We start from the raw sequence: 16,709 nt of genomic DNA, 5'->3' as shown, positions 1-16,709 counted from the left end.
CATGCGCTGCTACCCAGCGGTTCCGATCACGATCTTCTGCGGGATCGGAAAACGCTCGCCGCTTCTCGTGGGGCCTGGCCCGCCTCTCTCCGCGTGGGCACGCGCACGCGAACCTTTCCCGCTAATCGTGACCGTGGGAATCCGGTGGAGAAAGTCGACGGGAGCGTGTCCCCAAAGGGCCTGTATTTCGGAGTTCAGGGGTGTCATCAGCGCCTCACACCGACAGGCGCACTCACCCTTGGCGAAGGGACACCCGTGACCCAGCCCGACAACTCCGACCGCCGCTCACCTCGACGGCGCGCCGACTCCACCCACCCGGCTCCTGCTCGCCCCGGTGGGCGCCGAGGCGGCGACCGCCGACCCTGGCCGACCGCTCCGACCACCACCCGCGTCAGCCCCGGCAAGCCCGCCAAGCCCGCAACCGGCACCGGCCGCTCGCGGTCACGCGGGTCGGCCTCGACCCCGACTCCGGCGACCGTCTGGACTGCCGGTGCCACACCGATCGACCTCGCCGCCACGTGGCCCGCGGCACTGGTCGAGCGGATCGTCACCTCGTTCAGCGAGCCCGCCGACCAGGTCGTGCTGCTGGACTGGCCGACCCCCGAGCGCGCCCGCCCGACGCTCGGCGTGGTCGGTGCCGACGGCGTCATCGACCACGCCCCCAGCACCGAGTCGGACCCCGAGCTGGCCGACACCGTCACTGTCGTCGAACGCCTCGGCCGCTCCGCGCGCGTCGAGCGCGTCCCGGTCGACCCGACGTCGACCGGGCCGGCTTCCCGACCGTTCTGGGCCGACCTCGTCGGCGGCGTGAACCAGGCTCCGGTGACCGTTCCCAGCGCACCGGAGAACACCGCCGAGGTGTCCGTCCCGGACGCGGTGATCGACCTCGGCGCCGGTGCCGCTCTGATCGTGGCGAGCCTGCCGCCGCACCTGTCCGGCGACCACAGCGCGGACCTCGTGGCGCTCTACGCGGCTCGACGCCTCCGGGTCGGCGGCATCCTCGTCGTACTCACGCACTGTGACTGGACGTCAGGCGAGTTGACCGACCCGACGGGCGCGGTGGTGACCGCCGGACAGAACGCCGACCTGCTCTACCTCCAGCACATCGTCGCCCTGCACACACTTGTCCGCGACGGCCACTTCGACCTCGCCGACACCTACCCCGACGATCACGTCGACGGCGTCCACGGCAACCGCGAGGACAACCAAGGTGACGCACGTGCGCGTCATCGCGCATCGGTACGCGGACTGCCCGCCCCGCATCGGCGCATCCACTCCGACGTCCTCGTCTTCGCCCAACCGCACGACCACAAGCCGTCGTCCGCAGCGTCGCCGAGTGCGCCCACGGTCGCGGTCTTGCGCCCCGAAGACATCCGATGAACAACGCGCCCAACTCCGCGCCGCACCCCGACTTCGTCCACCTCGGACCGCACCGCCAGGAAGGCACGCCCGTGACGCACGACGCCACCCACCAGCCCCCCACCGAGCCCTCCGCTGGATCGTCCGCGCCGACCGTCGGAGCGGTCGGCGACGAAACGACTCAGCGCATCCCGCGCGCGCTCATCGCCGCGCTCGACACCCCGCCCACTGCTGTGGACAACTCTGTGGACAGCGGTGCGCAGGAGGGCAGCGCGGAGCCGCCCGCCGTGTCGGTGTGGACGACCGCGCAGACCTCGCCGGCCGCCCAGCGCAAGAACAAGTACACGCCCGAGTCGACCGCGCACCCGGCCAAGATGCTGCCCGAGGTCGTCCGCCACGCCGTCACCCACTACACGAAGCCCGGCGAGCTGGTGCTCGACCCGATGTGCGGCATCGGCACCACCCTCGTCGAAGCCGTCCGACTCGGCCGCCGCGCCGTCGGGGTGGAGTACGAACCGCACTGGGTCGACGTCGCCAACGCCAATCTCGACGTCGCGCGGGAGCAGGGCGTCGGCGGTGAAAAGGGGATCGACGCGCGGGTGTTCCACGGCGACGCCCGCCAGCTCGTGACGTTGCTGCCGCCGGAGTACGTCGGGCAGGCGGCGCTGGTGGTGACCTCCCCGCCTTACGGTCCCTCGACCCACGGGCAGGTGTCGGTGTCGCCCGGCGCCGGGGTGCAGAAGTACCACCACCTCTACGGAAACACTCTCGACCGCGGCAACCTCGCCAACATCGGCCACCACCGCCTGCTGGCCGGGTTCACCCGCATCCTCGCGGCACTGCGCACGTTCCTGAAGCCCGGCGGGCACATCGCCATCACCATCCGCCCGTGGCGGGAACACGCCGAGCTGATCGACCTGCCCTCGCAGATCCTCGCCTGCGGGCGCGCGGCCGGCCTGATCCCGGTCGAGCGCAACGTCGCGCTGCTCGCCCGCGCCGCCGAGACCGACCTCGTGGCCCGCGGCAGCTTCTTCCAGCGCGACTTCATCCGCAAACAGCGCGAGCAGGGACTGCCGCTGCACCTGATCGCCCACGAGGACGTCCTCGTCTTCCGCACCGCCCTGCACAAGTCCGCCGGACACGCCGCAGCCGGTACGTCGGCGGGAGACGTGGTCGACCTCGGGCGGTACCGCTCGGCGCGATCCGCGGGCGCCGGTGCGGGCGAGCGAGGCCAGGCGGCATGACACGCCGTTCCTCGCGCTCCTGCCGTGAGCGGGAGGCTAGCCCGCTTGCTCTTGTCCCGGCCCCGGCGGTGACGCCGGGGCCGGGGCGGCGGACCCATCCTGACGCCGGGTCCGGTCCGATCGTGGGCTCGTTGTGCACCGGGTACGGCGGCCTGGACCTCGGTGTGCTGGCCGCCCTCGGCGGAGGCCGGATCGCCTGGGTCGCCGACCCCGACCCACACATCACTCAGATCCTCGACGCCCGGACACCGGGCATCCCGAACCTCGGCGACCTGCGCCACATCGACTGGGCCGCGATCGAGCCGGTCGACGTGCTCGTCGCGGGGTTCCCCTGCCAAGACATCTCCGCCGCCGGGAAGCGCGCGGGCATCGAGAAGGGAGCCCGCAGTGGGCTGTGGACCGACATCGTGGCGGGCCTTCGCGTACTACGACCCGCGCTCGTCGTGGTGGAGAACGTCGCCGCGCTTCGCTGGCGCAACGGAGGACTCCACCGTGTACTCGGCGACCTGGCCGAAGCAGGGTATGACGCGCTCTGGCGTAGCGTCCGCGCCGCCGACGTCGGTGCCGCGCACCGCCGCGAACGTGTGTTCCTGCTCGCCTGGCTGCGCGAGCCCCGCGCCGGTCGCCGAGGCGGAGATGCTGCCGACGCCGACCGCACACGACGGCTCCTCCAATGGCATCAGCGCCGCCAGCAGGCAGGGTGGACCGTCGTTGCTGGACCGGCTGCGGCTGTTGCCGACGCCGACGGCCTCGGACGCGAAGAACTGCACTCACCGGACGCAGACCGGTGGCCGGTCGCTGCCCGACGCGGCCCGGTTGTTGCCGACTCCGCGAGCCTCGGACACCGGGACGGCGGGTCGCAGGGCCGGAGCGGGTTTCCGGCCGCCGCTGTCACAGCAGGTGCTCCCGCTGGTGGACCCCGAGGCGTTCCTGCCGACACCGCGAGCGACGGACGGGACGAAGGGATGTCCGGCGCAGCGAGGGTCCAAGGGCGACCTGATGCTGCCCTCGGCGGTCATCCGCCTGCTCACCCCGCTGGCGCACCACCGAGCCGAGGACGAGGAGACCGACGCCATCTCGTAGCGGTTCCCGACCTCGACGTCGAGACGAGGTCAGCATCGGGAGTCGAGTCGGCGCCGGTGAACTGGGGTGTCTACGAGGCGGCGATCCGCCGCTGGGAAGCGGTGCTGGACCGACCGACACCACACCCGACCCAGCCCGGCAACCACGGCCGCCCGGTCCTCGGGCCCGCCTTCGTCGAGCACCTCATGGGCCTGTCCGAGGGATGGGTCACCGACCTCTCCCTGCCTCGTACCGCGCAGCTACGGGCGTTGGGTAACGGAGTGGTTCCCCAGCAGGCCGCCTATGCGGTGGCCCTGCTGCTGGACGACCTCGCCGAACTCCTCGACATCAACACCGACACCGATCATCGGTCGCCGACCAGGCAGGAGGTGACCGCGGCATGACCACGACATGCCCGACGACACCCGATACCGGACCCGCCTTGCGGCTGCTGTCCCTTGGCGCCGGAGTGCAAAGCACGACCGTGCTGCTGCTCGCGTGCGAAGGCGAAATCCCGCGCTTCGACGTCGCCCTTTTCGCAGACACCGGCTGGGAGCCCCGCGCCGTCTACACGAACCTCAAGCGGCTGTCCGCGCACGCCGAGAAACACGGCATCCCGGTGCGCCAGGTCTCGGCAGGCAACATCCGCGCCGACGCCCTCGACCCCAAGCACCGCTTCGTGTCCATGCCCCTGCACACCCTCAACCCGGACGGGTCGCGGGGCCTCGCGAGGAGGCAATGTACTGCGGAATACAAGATCACCCCGCTCAAGAAGGCCGCGCGGGAGCTACTGGGATATCCGCACCCACGCCGGGTGCCACGCGGGGTGTACGCCGAACAGGCAATCGGCATCAGCACCGACGAGTTCACCCGCGCCAAGGACTCCGGGCTTCGGTTCCTGCGCAACATCTTCCCGCTGATCGACCTCGGCTTCGACCGGGCGCGGTGCATGGAGTTCCTGGCCGACCGGGGTTTCGGGGAGACGGTCAAGAGTGCGTGCGTCGGGTGCCCGTTCCACGGCAACGCGGGCTGGCGTTGGGTGCGCGACCACGACCCGGACGGTTGGGTGGAAGCGGTCGAGTTCGACCGTGCCATCCGCCACGGCTACCCGCGCGCCACCACCCAGGGGCAGGAGTTGCGCGGGCAGTACTTCCTGCACCGCTCCTGTCTTCCGCTGGACCAGGTCGACCTCGACGCGCCCGCGAAGTCGAGGACCAAGAAGCACCTACGGCTGATCACCGTCGACTCGGCACAAGTCGCCGACAGCGTCGAGGACGCAGACCCGGACGGGTGCTCGCCGTGGTCGTGCCGTTCCGGCGAGCCGGTCACCGCGACCACGTCAAGCGCGGATCACGAACCTCGCGAGCGTGCCGCATGAGCACCGCGAACACCTCGCGACGGCCACACTTCGCGTCGGCCCCACCGGTCTCACCGCCCTGCCGGTGGGGCCGGGTGGTGGGCACGCGGCACGCGGTGCTCGCTGCGATGGCAATGGTGTTGTATCTGCTCTCGGTCGTCGCCGCCAACATGGCCTCGGTGCACTGGCAACCGCTTGTCATCGGCGGGCTGGTCATTCCGGCGGGCACGGTGTTCGCGGGAGCAAGCCTGACCGCGCGCGACCTCGTCCACGACACGCTCGGCACCCGCGGAGTGGTCGCGGGGATCGCGGCAGGAGCGGGACTGTCCCTCGTGTTCGCCTCACCGCAGATCGCGGTGGCCAGCGTTGTCGCGTTCACCGCGTCGGAGATCGTGGACGCGCTGATCTACACCAGGGTGCGCCACCGTTCTTGGCTAAGAGCCGTCGCGGTCTCCAACGCGGGCGGTCTCGTGATCGACAGTGTCCTGTTCGTGCCGTTGGCTTTCGGCAGCGTCACGGCCGTGCCCGGCCAGATCGTCGGCAAGACGGTCGCCACGCTCCTCACCCTCGCCGCACTCCAGATCACGCGCGTGACCGCTCGGACGGTGACGCGCCGATGAAGTTCTACCTGGGAACCCATCAACCGTCCTGGCTGGCACGTGACCTCGGTGTGCCGTTTCTGGTCAGCCACCGACGCTTGGCCGGCCGCCGCTCGCTGCCGCGCGCCAGCAGCTCGTGGGCGCTGGACTCCGGAGGCTTCACGGAGCTTTCGCTGCACGGGCGGTGGCGCACCGACGCCGCCACCTACGTCAAGGCGGTGCGCCGCTACGCCACCGAGATCGGCAACCTCGACTGGGCCGCACCCCGCGACCGCATGACCGAAGACCACGTCTTGGCGCGCACCGGACTGAGTTTGCGCACCCATCAACATCTCACCGTCGTCGACTACCTACGGCTGCGGGACCTGGACCCGGAGCTGCCGTTCATACCGGTCCTTCAAGGACAGTCGGTCACCGATTACCACCGATGTGCGGACATGTACGAGCAACGCGGCGTCGATCTGGCCGCGCTTCCGTTGGTGGGCGTGGGAAGTGTATGCCGACGCCAGCACACCGTCGAAGTCGAACGCATCGTCCGCTCGCTGGCCGCCCGCGGCTACAAACTCCACGCTTTCGGCGCCAAGGTCCTCGGCCTCGGCCGGTACGCCGACGCCATCGCCTCCAGCGACTCGGCCTCGTGGAGTCTGCGAGGCCGCCACGTCCCCGGCTGCACATCCACCCACCGCAGCGAGTCCAATTGTCTGCGCTTCGCGCTGGACTGGCACACCCGGCTTCTGGCCACCCTCAGCCCCTCGACACCGATGGAAGACCAACCGGCTGTCGCGCAGTCGGAACTGCCATCCAGTGCGGCCGTCTCCGACCTGGATGCCCGCCGGCGGACTCGCCTCGCCGGCGCAACGAACCGCGAACCACAGGCACGACTCGAACACCGCACGGAAATCGCTCCGAGACGTGCGGCGTGACGGCGACCGGACGCTCCTGTGTTCGCGACGTGGTCGCACAAACCTGCACCGGATTGATCGCCGCGTCGGGGGCAACGGCAACGCGCGGCATGTGCCTGCCCGGCGCGCAAACGCCGCCCAGTTCGCACGCAGCGGGACGAATCCGCTAAGGGCGCGGGATCACCTGTCCTAGCCAGTTCAACCCGGTAGCGCGGCGACGCGAGTGTCGCGTCATGTCGCGCTTGACCATCTCGGGCGTACGGAGCGTGGATACACCTAGGCCGTCGAAATCGACGGCGCTCGAACATCAAGTGCTGTAAGAGAAAGGAGTGCGAGATGGCCTGTGACATCAGCCCCGCCCAGCGCGCCACGGTCCAATCAGGACGCTCACAAGTCGCGTTCTACGGCAGGTGCGGAAGCGTGTGGGAAGCTCCCGTGTCGCTGTTGCGGCAGATTTACGCGGTCGAGACAGCCCTGTCGATCCCGATCGCGACCTGTTTCGCCGATATCGGGGTGTGGAACCGTCGCCGCCCCGGCACACCACGAGTCACGTCGTTGGCGGGCCATCGAGTGCACGGCGGTCTTGTCGAACTGATCAAGCAGGCACACGAGCGCCATCGTGGCTTCGACGTCGTGGTGTGCACTGACGAGTCCCGCTTGCCCCGCCGGGCGCACGAGCACCAAGCGGTGCTTCTGGAGATGATCGAGTGCGGAGTTCGCGTCGTCACCCTCTCCAGCATGATCCCGCCGGACTTCCCAGGACCGACCGTGTCCACATCGCCACCGTGGTCCTCGGGGCTGTCGGACTGGGCGACTCAGGCACGCAACCCGATTCGTCGTCTCACCGACGGCCCGACCGCCATCGAAGGGGTCGAGGCGCGATGACGAGAGAGTCCAGCATCGGCCGCCGCCGCCCGCCCGGCCGGAAGGAGACGATGAGGCCGTCGTCTGCGGTCGGTCGGCGTCGCCGGACGACGACCGAGCAGCAGTTCGAGCACGAAGCGCCGGACGTGGTCTTCGACATCCAGATTCTCCACGGGCCGGATGGCGAAGCGCTGGCACACCAGCAGGCACGAGTGCTAAGGGAGGTGACCGAATGGCTGGCCCAGAACTCGTCCGCAAGTGGGCGAACGACCGACCAGTAGGTCGCCCACGCAGTCCTTACCACCGTGACGACGACACCGGGGCTGCCGAAGCACCGCCTCGGTTGCTACGTTTCGCGTGGGCGGGACGCACCTCGACCGACGACCAGCAGGACCCGACCCTGTCCCTGCCCCGGCAGCTCCGGTCATCTCAGCTCGTGCTGCCCGAGGACGCACTGATCGTGGTGCACTTCTACGACATCGAGTCCGGCCGCAAGGACCTCGCCGACCGTGGGCAGAGCACCGCGCACGAGCAGTTCGACATCCCCATCCCGCGCGATGGTGGCATTCAGGATCTGCTCGCCGAGGCGGAACGCGCCGACCGGCGTTTCGACTTCGTCATCTGCGAGTCCATCGACCGCATCTCCCGCCGCACCTACATCGGCACCAACATCGAACACCGTCTCGAACGTGCAGGGGTCCGCCTGCTCGCCGCCGACGAGCCGTTCACCCTCACTCCGGACGGCACCGGCCGCAAGGCCAAGGTCGCGACCCAGTTGCTGACCCGACGAGTCAAGCAGGGCATCGCCGAGTTCTACGTGCTCGAGATGCTGGAGAAGTCCTGGGACGGCTTCGCCGTGCACACCGAGAGCGGGTACAACATCGGCAAGGCGTGCTACGGCTTCCAGGCCAAACACGTCCCGCATCCGGTCCCGGCCAAGCGAGCCAAAGGCCAGAAAAAGACCTTCCTTGAGCCCAACCCGGCCGAGGCCCCGGTCGTGAAGCGGATCTTCCAGTGGCGACTGGAGGAGCGCCTCGGCTACCAACCCATCGCCGACCGGCTCAACCTCGACCTGACGACCAACCCACCGCCCACACCGAACACCCCATCGCGAGCGGTCGGCCTATGGACCTACTCCAACGTGCGCGACATCCTCACCAACCCGAAGTACACCGGGCACATGGTGTGGAACCGTCGCGCCCGCAAGTCCGGCGGCAACAGACGCAACCCTGTCTCCGAGTGGATCTGGTCACCCGAACCCGTACACGAGGTGCTGGTCGAACTCGACACCTTCATCCAGACCCAAGACGTCAGCGGCCACCGCTTCGGCTCCCGCACCGCCGCCGGACCCAACACCAAGCACCCACAGACCAAACGGTCCTACCTCTTTCGCACCTATCTCTTCTGCGACCTGTGCGGGCGGCGCATGGGCGGCAAGACCCGCAAACGTGTCTACTACGCCTGCGCACCCAAGAAGGCATACGTCCCCGTCGGCCACCCGGCCGCCGGAGGCGTATTCATCCGCGAGGACCACCTGCTGGAGAAGGTCAACGCCTTCCTGTCCGATCACGTCTTCGGCGACTACCGTCGCCACCTGCTCGACTCCAACCTCCGCCACCTCGACGCCACCGTGGCGCAGGAACGCGAACAACAGGTCACAGGACTTCGCCGGGCAATCACCGACATCGATGTCAAGATCAAACGAACCATCCGCAACTTCGAACTCGTCGACGACCCCGACAAGGACTTCGTCCGCGACATCAACGAGCGGCGCGCCGAGCTCCGCGCCCAGCGCGAACAACTGGAGACGCGGCTCGCTGAGGTGGAGCAGCGCATCATGGCCGCGCCCAACCCCGACCTGATCGACACCCTCCCCGTGATGAAGATCGAAGTCGACCAGCTACCCGAGGAACTCGCCCGAGCCCTGTTCGAAGCCCTCCGACTGGAGATCCGCTACAACCGCGACACCCACACCGCCACCTGCCGGGTCACCCTGACCGGCCCCACCATCACAGCAGCCAGCCGGACCGCCCGCGATGCGGCGGTCCTATCGCTGGACGACGCCCGGCAGCGTCGTGACCAGCGCAAACAAAGCAAAAAGGAACAGGAGTCACTCGTAACGAGTGACGATCCTGTTCCCATCCTTGTGGTGCCCCCGGCAGGATTCGAACCTGCGCCACCGCCTCCGGAGGGCGGTGCTCTATCCCCTGAGCTACGGGGGCCGTAGCTGTCGGGATGATCCTAGCGCACCTGTCGGAGGCGGGTTCCACCCCCTACCCTCCGGTTGTATGGAGGCTGGGGTTGAGCGGGTGGTTGTGGCTGGTGACCTGCGGATTCGGGTGTTGGAGGAGGGGGAGTCGGGGCGGTCGGTGGTGGTGTTGGCGCACGGGTATCCGGACACGTCGGCGGTGTGGGACGGGGTTGTTCGGGAGTGGGGTGGGCGGTTTCGGGTTGTTCGGTTCGATCTGCCCGGGGCGGGTGGGTCGGAGAGGCCCGGGAAGCGGGGTGGGTATCGGGTTGAGCGGTTGGTCGAGGTGTTGGCGGCTGTGGTGACCGCGGTGGCGCCGGGGGAGTCGGTGCACCTGGTGGGGCATGACTGGGGGTCGTTGGTGGGGTGGCGGGCGGTTGAGGAGCGGCCCGAGCTGTTCGCCTCGTTCGTGAGTTTGTCGGGGCCGTCGCTCGACCACGTGGGGGACTGGGTTCGGCGGAATCGGCGGCATCCGGTGCGGGTGGTGAACCTCCTGCGGTCTTCCTGGTACATCGCGGGGTTCCTGGTTCCGCTTGTGCCTGAGCTGGTGTGGCGGGTGCGGGGTGTGCGGACTCGGTTGAACGCGCAGCACCGGGAGTTGGTGAACGGGCTGGGGCTGTACCGGGCGAACGTGGGGCGGGGGCGGCGGGCACCGGGGGTGGTGGGGGTGCCGGTGTTGCAGATCGCGTTGAAGAGGGATCCGTTCGTCAAGGAGGCGCATCTGGACGCGGCGAAGCCGTTCGCGACCGAACTGACCCGGAGGCCGTTGCAGGCGTCGCACTGGGCGCCTCGGACGCATCCGGAGGCGGTGGCGCGGATGATCGGCGAGTTCGTCGACGGGACGCCGCCGCGGCGGGAGCTGGTGGTGATCACCGGGGCCGGTAGCGGGATCGGGCGGGCGACGGCGTTGGCGTTCGCGGTGGACGGGGCGGAGGTGGTGGCGGTGGACCTGGACGGGGCTGCCGCTCAGCGGACCGCGCGGGAGGTGCGGGGGCACGCCTACCAGTTGGACGTGGCGGACGGGGCGGCCACGCGGGTGCTGGCGGAGCGGATCAAGGCCGAGCACGGGGTGCCGGACGTGGTGATGGCGAACGCTGGTGTGGTGGTCGCGGGGCCGTTCCTGGCGACGTCGGAGGACGACTGGCGGCGGGTGGTCGACGTGAACCTGTGGGGCGTCGTGCACACGTTGCGGGCGTTCGCGGCGCAGCAGGTGGAGCGCGGTGAGGGCGGGCACCTCGTGGTCACGGCCTCGATGGCCAGCTACTTCCCCTCGAAGGCGCTGCCCGCGTACTCCACGACCAAGGCCGCGGTGCTGATGCTGGCCGAGTGCCTGGCCGAGGAGCTGGCACCCGAAGGGATCGGTGTGACGGCGATCTGCCCCGGTGTGGTGCACACCGACATCACCCGCAGCGCCACGTTCGCGGGCGTCGACGGTGCCGCTGAGCAGGAGAAACGCGATGCCGTGACGAAGACCTACCAGCGTCGCGGCTACGGGCCGGAGCGCGTCGCCACGGCGGTTCTGCGCGCTGTCCGCCAGAATCGGGTGGTGGTCCCGGTGACGCCGGAGTCGCGGATCGTGCGGTACGTCGGCCGCGTGTCGCCGAAGGCCGTCCGAGTGCTGGGACGGTTGGGGTCGCCTACCTGGCGTCAGTAGTCCGTCACGTTGCACACATGCACAAGTCGCTATACGTTGCTCCCATGGGTCATGGGCATGGACACGGCGTGTCGCCAGCGGAGGCGGCGAGCGCGTCGGGCAGGCACATCGGGAAGCTGTGGGTCGCGTTCGGCATCGGCGCGGTCTTCATGGTCGTCGAGTTCGCGGTCGGCTGGGCGACGTCGTCGCTGGCGCTGATCTCGGACGCCGCGCACATGCTGACCGACGTGCTCGGCGTCGGGATGGCCTTGGCGGCGATCATGCTCGCGCGCCGCGCCACGACCGGGAAGAACCGCACGTTCGGGCTGTACCGGGCCGAGGTGCTCGCGGCGCTGGCGAACGCCGTGCTGCTGTTCGGCGTTGCGGGATACGTGCTGTACGAGGCGGTCGGCCGGTTCGGCGACCCGCCGTCGGTGCCGGGGCTGCCGGTGGTCCTGGCCGCGTCGCTGGGGCTGATCGCGAACATCGCGTCGTTCCTGATGCTGCGCGGCGGCGCCAAGGAGAGCATCAACGTCCGGGGCGCGTACCTCGAGGTGCTCGCGGACCTGATCGGCTCGGTCGGCGTGCTGCTGAGCGGCCTGGTCACTCTGGTCTTCGGCTGGCGCTACGCCGACCCGATCACGGGTGTCCTGATCGGGCTGTGGGTCCTGCCGCGGACGTGGAAGCTGGCCAAGAACGCGCTGCACATCCTGTTCCAGCACGCCCCCGAGGGCCTCGACGTGGCCGCGGTGCAGGCGGACCTCACGACGCTGCCCGGTGTGACGGAAGCCCACGACCTGCACGTCTGGACGTTGACCTCCGGCATGGAGGTGGCGTCGGCGCACCTCACGATCGCGCACGACGCCGACCCGGCGGAGGTGCTGCGGATCGCGCAGGCGCTACTGGCCGAGCGGTACCACATCGAGCACGCCACGCTCCAGGTCGAACCCGGCGACTCCGCGCAGCGCTGCCGCGAGATGTCCTGGTAGCAAAGGAAAAGGGGAGCCTCCGAGGAGACTCCCCTTTTCACGTCGCAGTCCTTACAACCCCGCGAGCTGCCCCGCCTTGGGACCCTGCACGGTGTTCGCCAGACCGTTGTTCACGGGAGCGGGCACGTTGCCGCTCCCGGTGGCGGGTCCGCCGATCGTGTTGCCCGCCAGGACCACCGCGGCCTTGTTGTTCACGATGCTGACCGGACCACCGACCTTGGTGTTCTCGATGTTCACCCCGACCGTCGCACCGGTGACGCTCACCGGTCCGCCGACCTCGGTGTCGACCAGCACCACGGTGCCGGCCCCGTTGGCCGAGACGGGCCCGTTCACCTTGCCGCCGAACACGTACAGCGACGCGCCCGCGTTGACGGTGACCGGTCCGCTGATCGTCGCGCCGTCGACCACCGTGACGCCGTTGGCGACCGTGAGCGGCCCGTTGACCTTCTCGGTGATCGTCTTCGTGGCGGTCACCGGGGGCTTGGCCAGCAGTTCGAACTCGGCGAGCGTGGCGCCGCCCGCGACCTCCAGCCGGTAGTACCGGTAGAAGCCCGGCTTGGCGATCTTGAACGCGCGGGTCTGCTTGCGCCAGGCGAACTTCTGGTCCTTGCGCTCGTCGGCCGTGGTCCACGTCTTGCCGTCGAGCGAACCCCTGAGCACCCAGTTCTTGGCGTCCGCCGTCGTCGTCGAGGACGTCAGCGTGTAGAACTCCGCCTTCTCCTTGGTGTTCGGCAGGTCGACCTGGAGCGAGTCGACGGCCGCCTGGGTGGCGGTGGTGTCGTCGACCAGCGCCGCCGGGCCGGTGAACTTGCCCGTGGTGCTGATGTCGCGCAACGGCTTCGGCACCTCGTCGCCCTTGGTGATCGACGGCGGGACGGAGTCCGCGCCGGTCGCCCACTTGGACGGGTTGGGGCCCATGTCGAAGTCGAGCGTGGCGCCCGCCGCGAGCACGTTGTGGTCCAGGTAGCTCTTGTCGTAGACCTTGCCGTTGACCTTCAGGTTCTGCACGTAGATGTTCTTCGCGCTGTTCTTCGGCGCGTTGACCACGAGCTTCTTGCCGTTCTCCAGCTTCAGCGTCGCCTTGGTGAACAGCGGCGACCCGACCGCGTAGGTCGCGTTGCCCATCTGGAGCGGGTAGAAGCCCAGCGCGCTGAACAGGAACCACGCCGACTGCTCGCCGTTGTCCTCGTCACCCGCGTAGCCCTGGCCGATCTCGCTGCCGAGGTAGAGCCGCGAGGTGATCTCGCGGACCTTCTCCTGCGTCTTCCACGGCTGGCCCGCGTAGTCGTACATGTAGGTGATGTGGTGCGACACCTGGTTGCTGTGGCCGAGCTGCCCCATCCGGACGTCCCGCGCCTCGGTCATCTCGTGGATGACACCGCCGTAGGAACCGGGGAACTTGGCCGTCTCCGGCGTGGCGAAGAACTCGTCGAGCTTCTTGCCGAGGCCTTCACGTCCGCCGTAGAGGTTCGCCAGGCCCTGACCGTCGTGGGGGACCGAGAAGGTCTGGTTCCACGCGTCGGTCTCGGTGTAGTCGTAGCCCCACACCCGCGGGTCGAAGTCCGCCGAGGGCACCCGGCGCGTGCCGTCGGGGTTGCGGCCCTGGAAGAAACCCGCCTCCGGGTCGAACAGGTTGACGTAGTTCAGCGCGCGGTTGGTGAAGTACTCGTAGTTCTCGAGGTACTCCTGCTTGCGCGGGTCGTTCGCGGCGGCCTTGTCGTACAGCGCCTTCGACATGTTCGCGATGCCGTAGTCGTTGACGTAGCCCTCGATCGCCCAGGACATGCCCTCGTTCGTCGCCGTGGACGTGTAGCCCTTGAAGATCGCCGTGTCCTGGCCGTGGCGGCCGACGTTCTCGTTCGGCGGCGTCACGGTGGCGTTCTTCACCGCCGCGTCGTAGTTCGCCTGGACGTCGAGGTTGGTGACGCCCTTGACGTAGGCGTCGGTGAACGCGACGTCGGAGCTGGTGCCCGTCATCAGGTTCGCGTAGCCGGGGGACGACCAGCGCGACACCCAGCCGCCGTCGCGGTACTGCTGCACGAACCCGTCGGCCATCTCACCGGCCTGCGAGGGCGTGAACAGGGTGTAGGCGGGCCACGTCGTGCGGTAGGTGTCCCAGAACCCGTTGTTGACGTAGATCTTGCCGTCGACGACCTTGGCGCCGGTCTGCGTCGGCGTCGAGGCGGCGCCGGGGGTCACCGGGCTCGCGTACTTGTAGGCCGGTGCGGCCGACGACCCGGTGTTCTCGAAGCCCGAGTTCGGGTAGAGGTACAGCCGGTACATGCTGGAGTACAGCGTGGTCAGCTGGTCCTCGCTGGCACCCTCGACCTCGATGATGCCCAGCTGCTTGTCCCACGTCTGCTGGGCGCGCTGCTTCACGGAGTCGAACGTGTCCTGCGGCGAGATCTCCTGCTCCAGGTTCTTCTTCGCCTGGTCCACGCTCAGCAGCGAGGTCGCGATCTTCAGGTTCACGGTCTTCTGCGCGCTGGTGTCGAACTGGAAGTAGCCCGCCACGTTGTCGCGGCCCTGGCCGGTCAGCTTGCCGCTGGACTTCACCGGCTGGTCGACCTTGCCGTAGACGAACATCCGGGTCGCGCCGAAGGAGAGGCCGACGTCCGAGAAGCCCGACACCACACCGGTGGCGGCGTCCAGCGTCAGCCCACCGTCGTTGGTCACGTTGTCGAACACCAGGTTCGAGCTGGCCTCGGTGAAGCCGAACTTGAACACCGCGGCGTGGTCGGTCGGCGCGATCTCGGTGCGCATGCCGTTCTCGAACTGCACGCTGTAGTAGTGCGCCTGCGCCGTCTCGTTCTCGTGCTTGAACGGCAGCGCGCGGACGGCCCGGTCGGCGGTGGGCGTCCCGGTCGACGGCATCACCTGGAACGTCTGCCGGTCGCGCATCCACGGGCTGGGCTCGTGGCTCGCCGAGAACGCCTGCAACGTAGGCAGGTTGTCGCGGTTGTTGAACTTGGCGTAGTCGTAGAACCAGCTCGTGGAGCCCGCGTTCGTCATCGGGGTCCAGAAGTTGAAGCCGTGCGGCACGGCCGTGGCCGGGAAGTTGTTGCCGCGCGAGAAGGAACCGCTGGAGTTCGTGCCGCGGGTGGTGCGGACGTAGTCCGTCGGCCGCTGGTAGTCCGGAGTGGACGGTGCCGACTTGACGGTGATGTCGTCGATCCAGCCGTCGAAGTTGGCGGGACCCGCGGGGTTGTCGTACGCGACCAGGATCCGCTTGATCGTCTTGCCCGCGGCGACCGAGCCGATCACCGACGCGAGCCGGTTCCACTGGTTGGTGTACAGCGCCTTCGACGCGCCCTGGCCCTTCGGCGACAGCTCGAACCCGTGCTGGTCGCGCGCCCCGAGGTCGCTGAGGTACGTGCCGTCGGAGAACGCGAGGTCCACCGCGGCGAACGTGCTCGGGTAGCTCAGGTCGTCGACCATGAAGTTCGGGAAGATCATGTAGGACAGCTCGGTCGTCCCCGTGACGGGCACGTCGACGTCGAACACCTTGTTGTAGGAGTAGCCGCGGCCCTCGGCGACGTGCGAGCCCTGGTAGCGCAGCGCCCGCAGGCCGGTGTAGCCGACGTTCGACTTGGCGTTGTAGCCGCCGGTCGCGCCCTTGCCGACCACCGTGCGCATGTTCTCCGGCGCGGGGGTGGTCGAGCCGTCGGAGAACTGGACCTCGGCGACCTGGATCAGGTTCACGCCGCCCGCGTTGGCCGTGATGTCCAGCCGGTAGTACGGGTAGGCGGTGGTGTTCGCGAGGTCGTAGACCTTGGTCTGCAGGCGCTCGGCGAACACCTCGTTCGTCCGGGTGTCCAGCGTCGTCCAGGTCTGGCCGTCGGCGGAACCCTGGAACGTCCAGTTCTTCGGGTCGCGCTCATCCGCGTCGTTGGCGGACGAGATCGCGTACCGCTTCACCGTCGTGGGCTCCGAAAAGCGGAATTGCGCCCATCCCGTGCTGGTGAACGTCAACCACTTCGAGTTGACGTTCGCGTCGACGAGGTTTTCCTTGACTTCACCCCCCGAGGTGTTCTCGGAGTTCGCCTGCACGTCGATGATCTTGTCGGTCACGTTGCCGGGAATGCTCACCGAGTCCGTGCCGTTGACGCCGGACGCCTTCGGCTTGCCCTGTGCGTCGGTCTCCACCGTGCTCGCCCAGGTAGGCTGGGGTTGTCCGTCCTCGAAGGACGAATTGAAGAGGTCTGCGCTCACTGCTTGATCTTCCGGTGCGGCTGATGCTGATGACCAGCTTCCCACGCTACTCATCACCAATGCGGTGACGGTGACGCCGATCAGCGCCAAACGGGTTCTATTCGCCCGCATGTGCCCCATTGCGCACGCCTTCCGGTTGGACTCGGTGCTACTCGCGCGACAGCACAACCGGTTCTTGACATCGTTGTCAAGATCGGTGGACCAAATTGTCCGGCTACCTGTCTTCCCGCTGCTCCAAGT

14 protein-coding genes, 1 tRNA gene and 2 pseudogenes are annotated in these 16,709 nt (G+C 68.7%); 13 read left to right on the top strand and 4 right to left on the bottom strand.

Annotation, left to right across the window (positions count from 1 at the left end; translation table 11 throughout):
* Positions 1–255: 255 nt before the first annotated feature.
* From RM788_RS18410 to RM788_RS18365, 10 genes and pseudogenes are all read left to right on the top strand, one after another.
* Positions 256–1,380: a hypothetical protein gene (locus RM788_RS18410; RefSeq protein WP_315932925.1), complete on the top strand. Its 1,125-nt coding sequence runs from the start codon at positions 256–258 to the stop codon at positions 1,378–1,380.
* Positions 1,377–2,603 (top strand): TRM11 family SAM-dependent methyltransferase, encoded by a 1,227-nt coding sequence (locus RM788_RS18405; protein ID WP_315932924.1) that lies wholly within the window; start codon positions 1,377–1,379, stop codon positions 2,601–2,603. Before RM788_RS18410 ends, RM788_RS18405 begins: the two co-directional genes overlap by 4 nt.
* Positions 2,600–3,151, top strand: a pseudogene (locus RM788_RS18400) (DNA cytosine methyltransferase); the annotation flags it as partial. The gene RM788_RS18405 and the pseudogene RM788_RS18400, both read left to right, overlap by 4 nt.
* Positions 3,126–3,686: a hypothetical protein gene (locus RM788_RS18395; protein WP_315935009.1), complete on the top strand. Its 561-nt coding sequence runs from the start codon at positions 3,126–3,128 to the stop codon at positions 3,684–3,686. The pseudogene RM788_RS18400 and the gene RM788_RS18395, both read left to right, overlap by 26 nt.
* Before the next feature lie 56 nt (positions 3,687–3,742).
* Entirely contained in the window at positions 3,743–4,069 is a 327-nt protein-coding gene (locus RM788_RS18390; protein WP_315935008.1) for a hypothetical protein, read from the top strand.
* Positions 4,066–5,043 (top strand): hypothetical protein, encoded by a 978-nt coding sequence (locus RM788_RS18385; protein ID WP_315932923.1) that lies wholly within the window; start codon positions 4,066–4,068, stop codon positions 5,041–5,043. The genes RM788_RS18390 and RM788_RS18385 overlap by 4 nt, the downstream gene beginning before the upstream one ends.
* 107 nt (positions 5,044–5,150) lie before the next feature.
* Complete coding sequence (locus RM788_RS18380; protein ID WP_399343972.1) at positions 5,151–5,642, top strand: VUT family protein; 492 nt, start codon at positions 5,151–5,153, stop codon at positions 5,640–5,642.
* Entirely contained in the window at positions 5,639–6,544 is a 906-nt protein-coding gene (locus RM788_RS18375; protein ID WP_315932921.1) for a deazapurine DNA modification protein DpdA family protein, read from the top strand. Before RM788_RS18380 ends, RM788_RS18375 begins: the two co-directional genes overlap by 4 nt.
* A 414-nt stretch (positions 6,545–6,958) precedes the next feature.
* Entirely contained in the window at positions 6,959–7,408 is a 450-nt protein-coding gene (locus RM788_RS18370) for a recombinase family protein (RefSeq protein WP_315932920.1), read from the top strand.
* Positions 7,405–7,668: a hypothetical protein gene (locus tag RM788_RS18365; protein ID WP_315932919.1), complete on the top strand. Its 264-nt coding sequence runs from the start codon at positions 7,405–7,407 to the stop codon at positions 7,666–7,668. The genes RM788_RS18370 and RM788_RS18365 overlap by 4 nt, the downstream gene beginning before the upstream one ends.
* Before the next feature lie 143 nt (positions 7,669–7,811).
* Here the strand turns inward: RM788_RS18365 and RM788_RS18360 are convergent, their stop codons facing one another.
* Positions 7,812–8,432, bottom strand: coding sequence for a hypothetical protein (locus tag RM788_RS18360; RefSeq protein WP_315932918.1), 621 nt, complete (start codon positions 8,430–8,432; stop codon positions 7,812–7,814).
* Between RM788_RS18360 and RM788_RS52980 the strand changes: the two are divergent.
* A pseudogene (locus RM788_RS52980) lies at positions 8,385–8,636 on the top strand (recombinase family protein); the annotation flags it as partial. The gene RM788_RS18360 and the pseudogene RM788_RS52980 overlap by 48 nt on opposite strands.
* Here RM788_RS52980 and RM788_RS18355 read toward each other — a convergent pair.
* Both RM788_RS18355 and RM788_RS18350 read right to left on the bottom strand, forming a co-directional pair.
* Entirely contained in the window at positions 8,637–9,188 is a 552-nt protein-coding gene (locus RM788_RS18355; protein WP_315932917.1) for a hypothetical protein, read from the bottom strand.
* A gap of 346 nt (positions 9,189–9,534) precedes the next feature.
* Positions 9,535–9,609 (bottom strand) — tRNA-Arg (locus RM788_RS18350).
* A 66-nt stretch (positions 9,610–9,675) separates the two neighbouring features.
* On the opposite strand from RM788_RS18350, the gene RM788_RS18345 reads away from it, so the two are divergent.
* Complete coding sequence (locus tag RM788_RS18345) at positions 9,676–11,289, top strand: SDR family oxidoreductase (protein ID WP_315932916.1); 1,614 nt, start codon at positions 9,676–9,678, stop codon at positions 11,287–11,289.
* Between the two features lie 44 nt (positions 11,290–11,333).
* Positions 11,334–12,257, top strand: a complete 924-nt coding sequence (locus RM788_RS18340; RefSeq protein WP_315932915.1) for a cation diffusion facilitator family transporter — start codon at positions 11,334–11,336, stop codon at positions 12,255–12,257.
* Between the two features lie 51 nt (positions 12,258–12,308).
* Here the strand turns inward: RM788_RS18340 and RM788_RS18335 are convergent, their stop codons facing one another.
* Positions 12,309–16,589, bottom strand: a complete 4,281-nt coding sequence (locus tag RM788_RS18335) for a GH92 family glycosyl hydrolase (RefSeq protein ID WP_315932914.1) — start codon at positions 16,587–16,589, stop codon at positions 12,309–12,311.
* Positions 16,590–16,709: the final 120 nt, after the last annotated feature.

Origin of the sequence: Umezawaea sp. Da 62-37, from assembly GCF_032460545.1 — a bacterium.
Classification (GTDB): domain Bacteria; phylum Actinomycetota; class Actinomycetes; order Mycobacteriales; family Pseudonocardiaceae; genus Umezawaea.
This window is presented reverse-complemented; position numbering and strand designations above follow the sequence as displayed.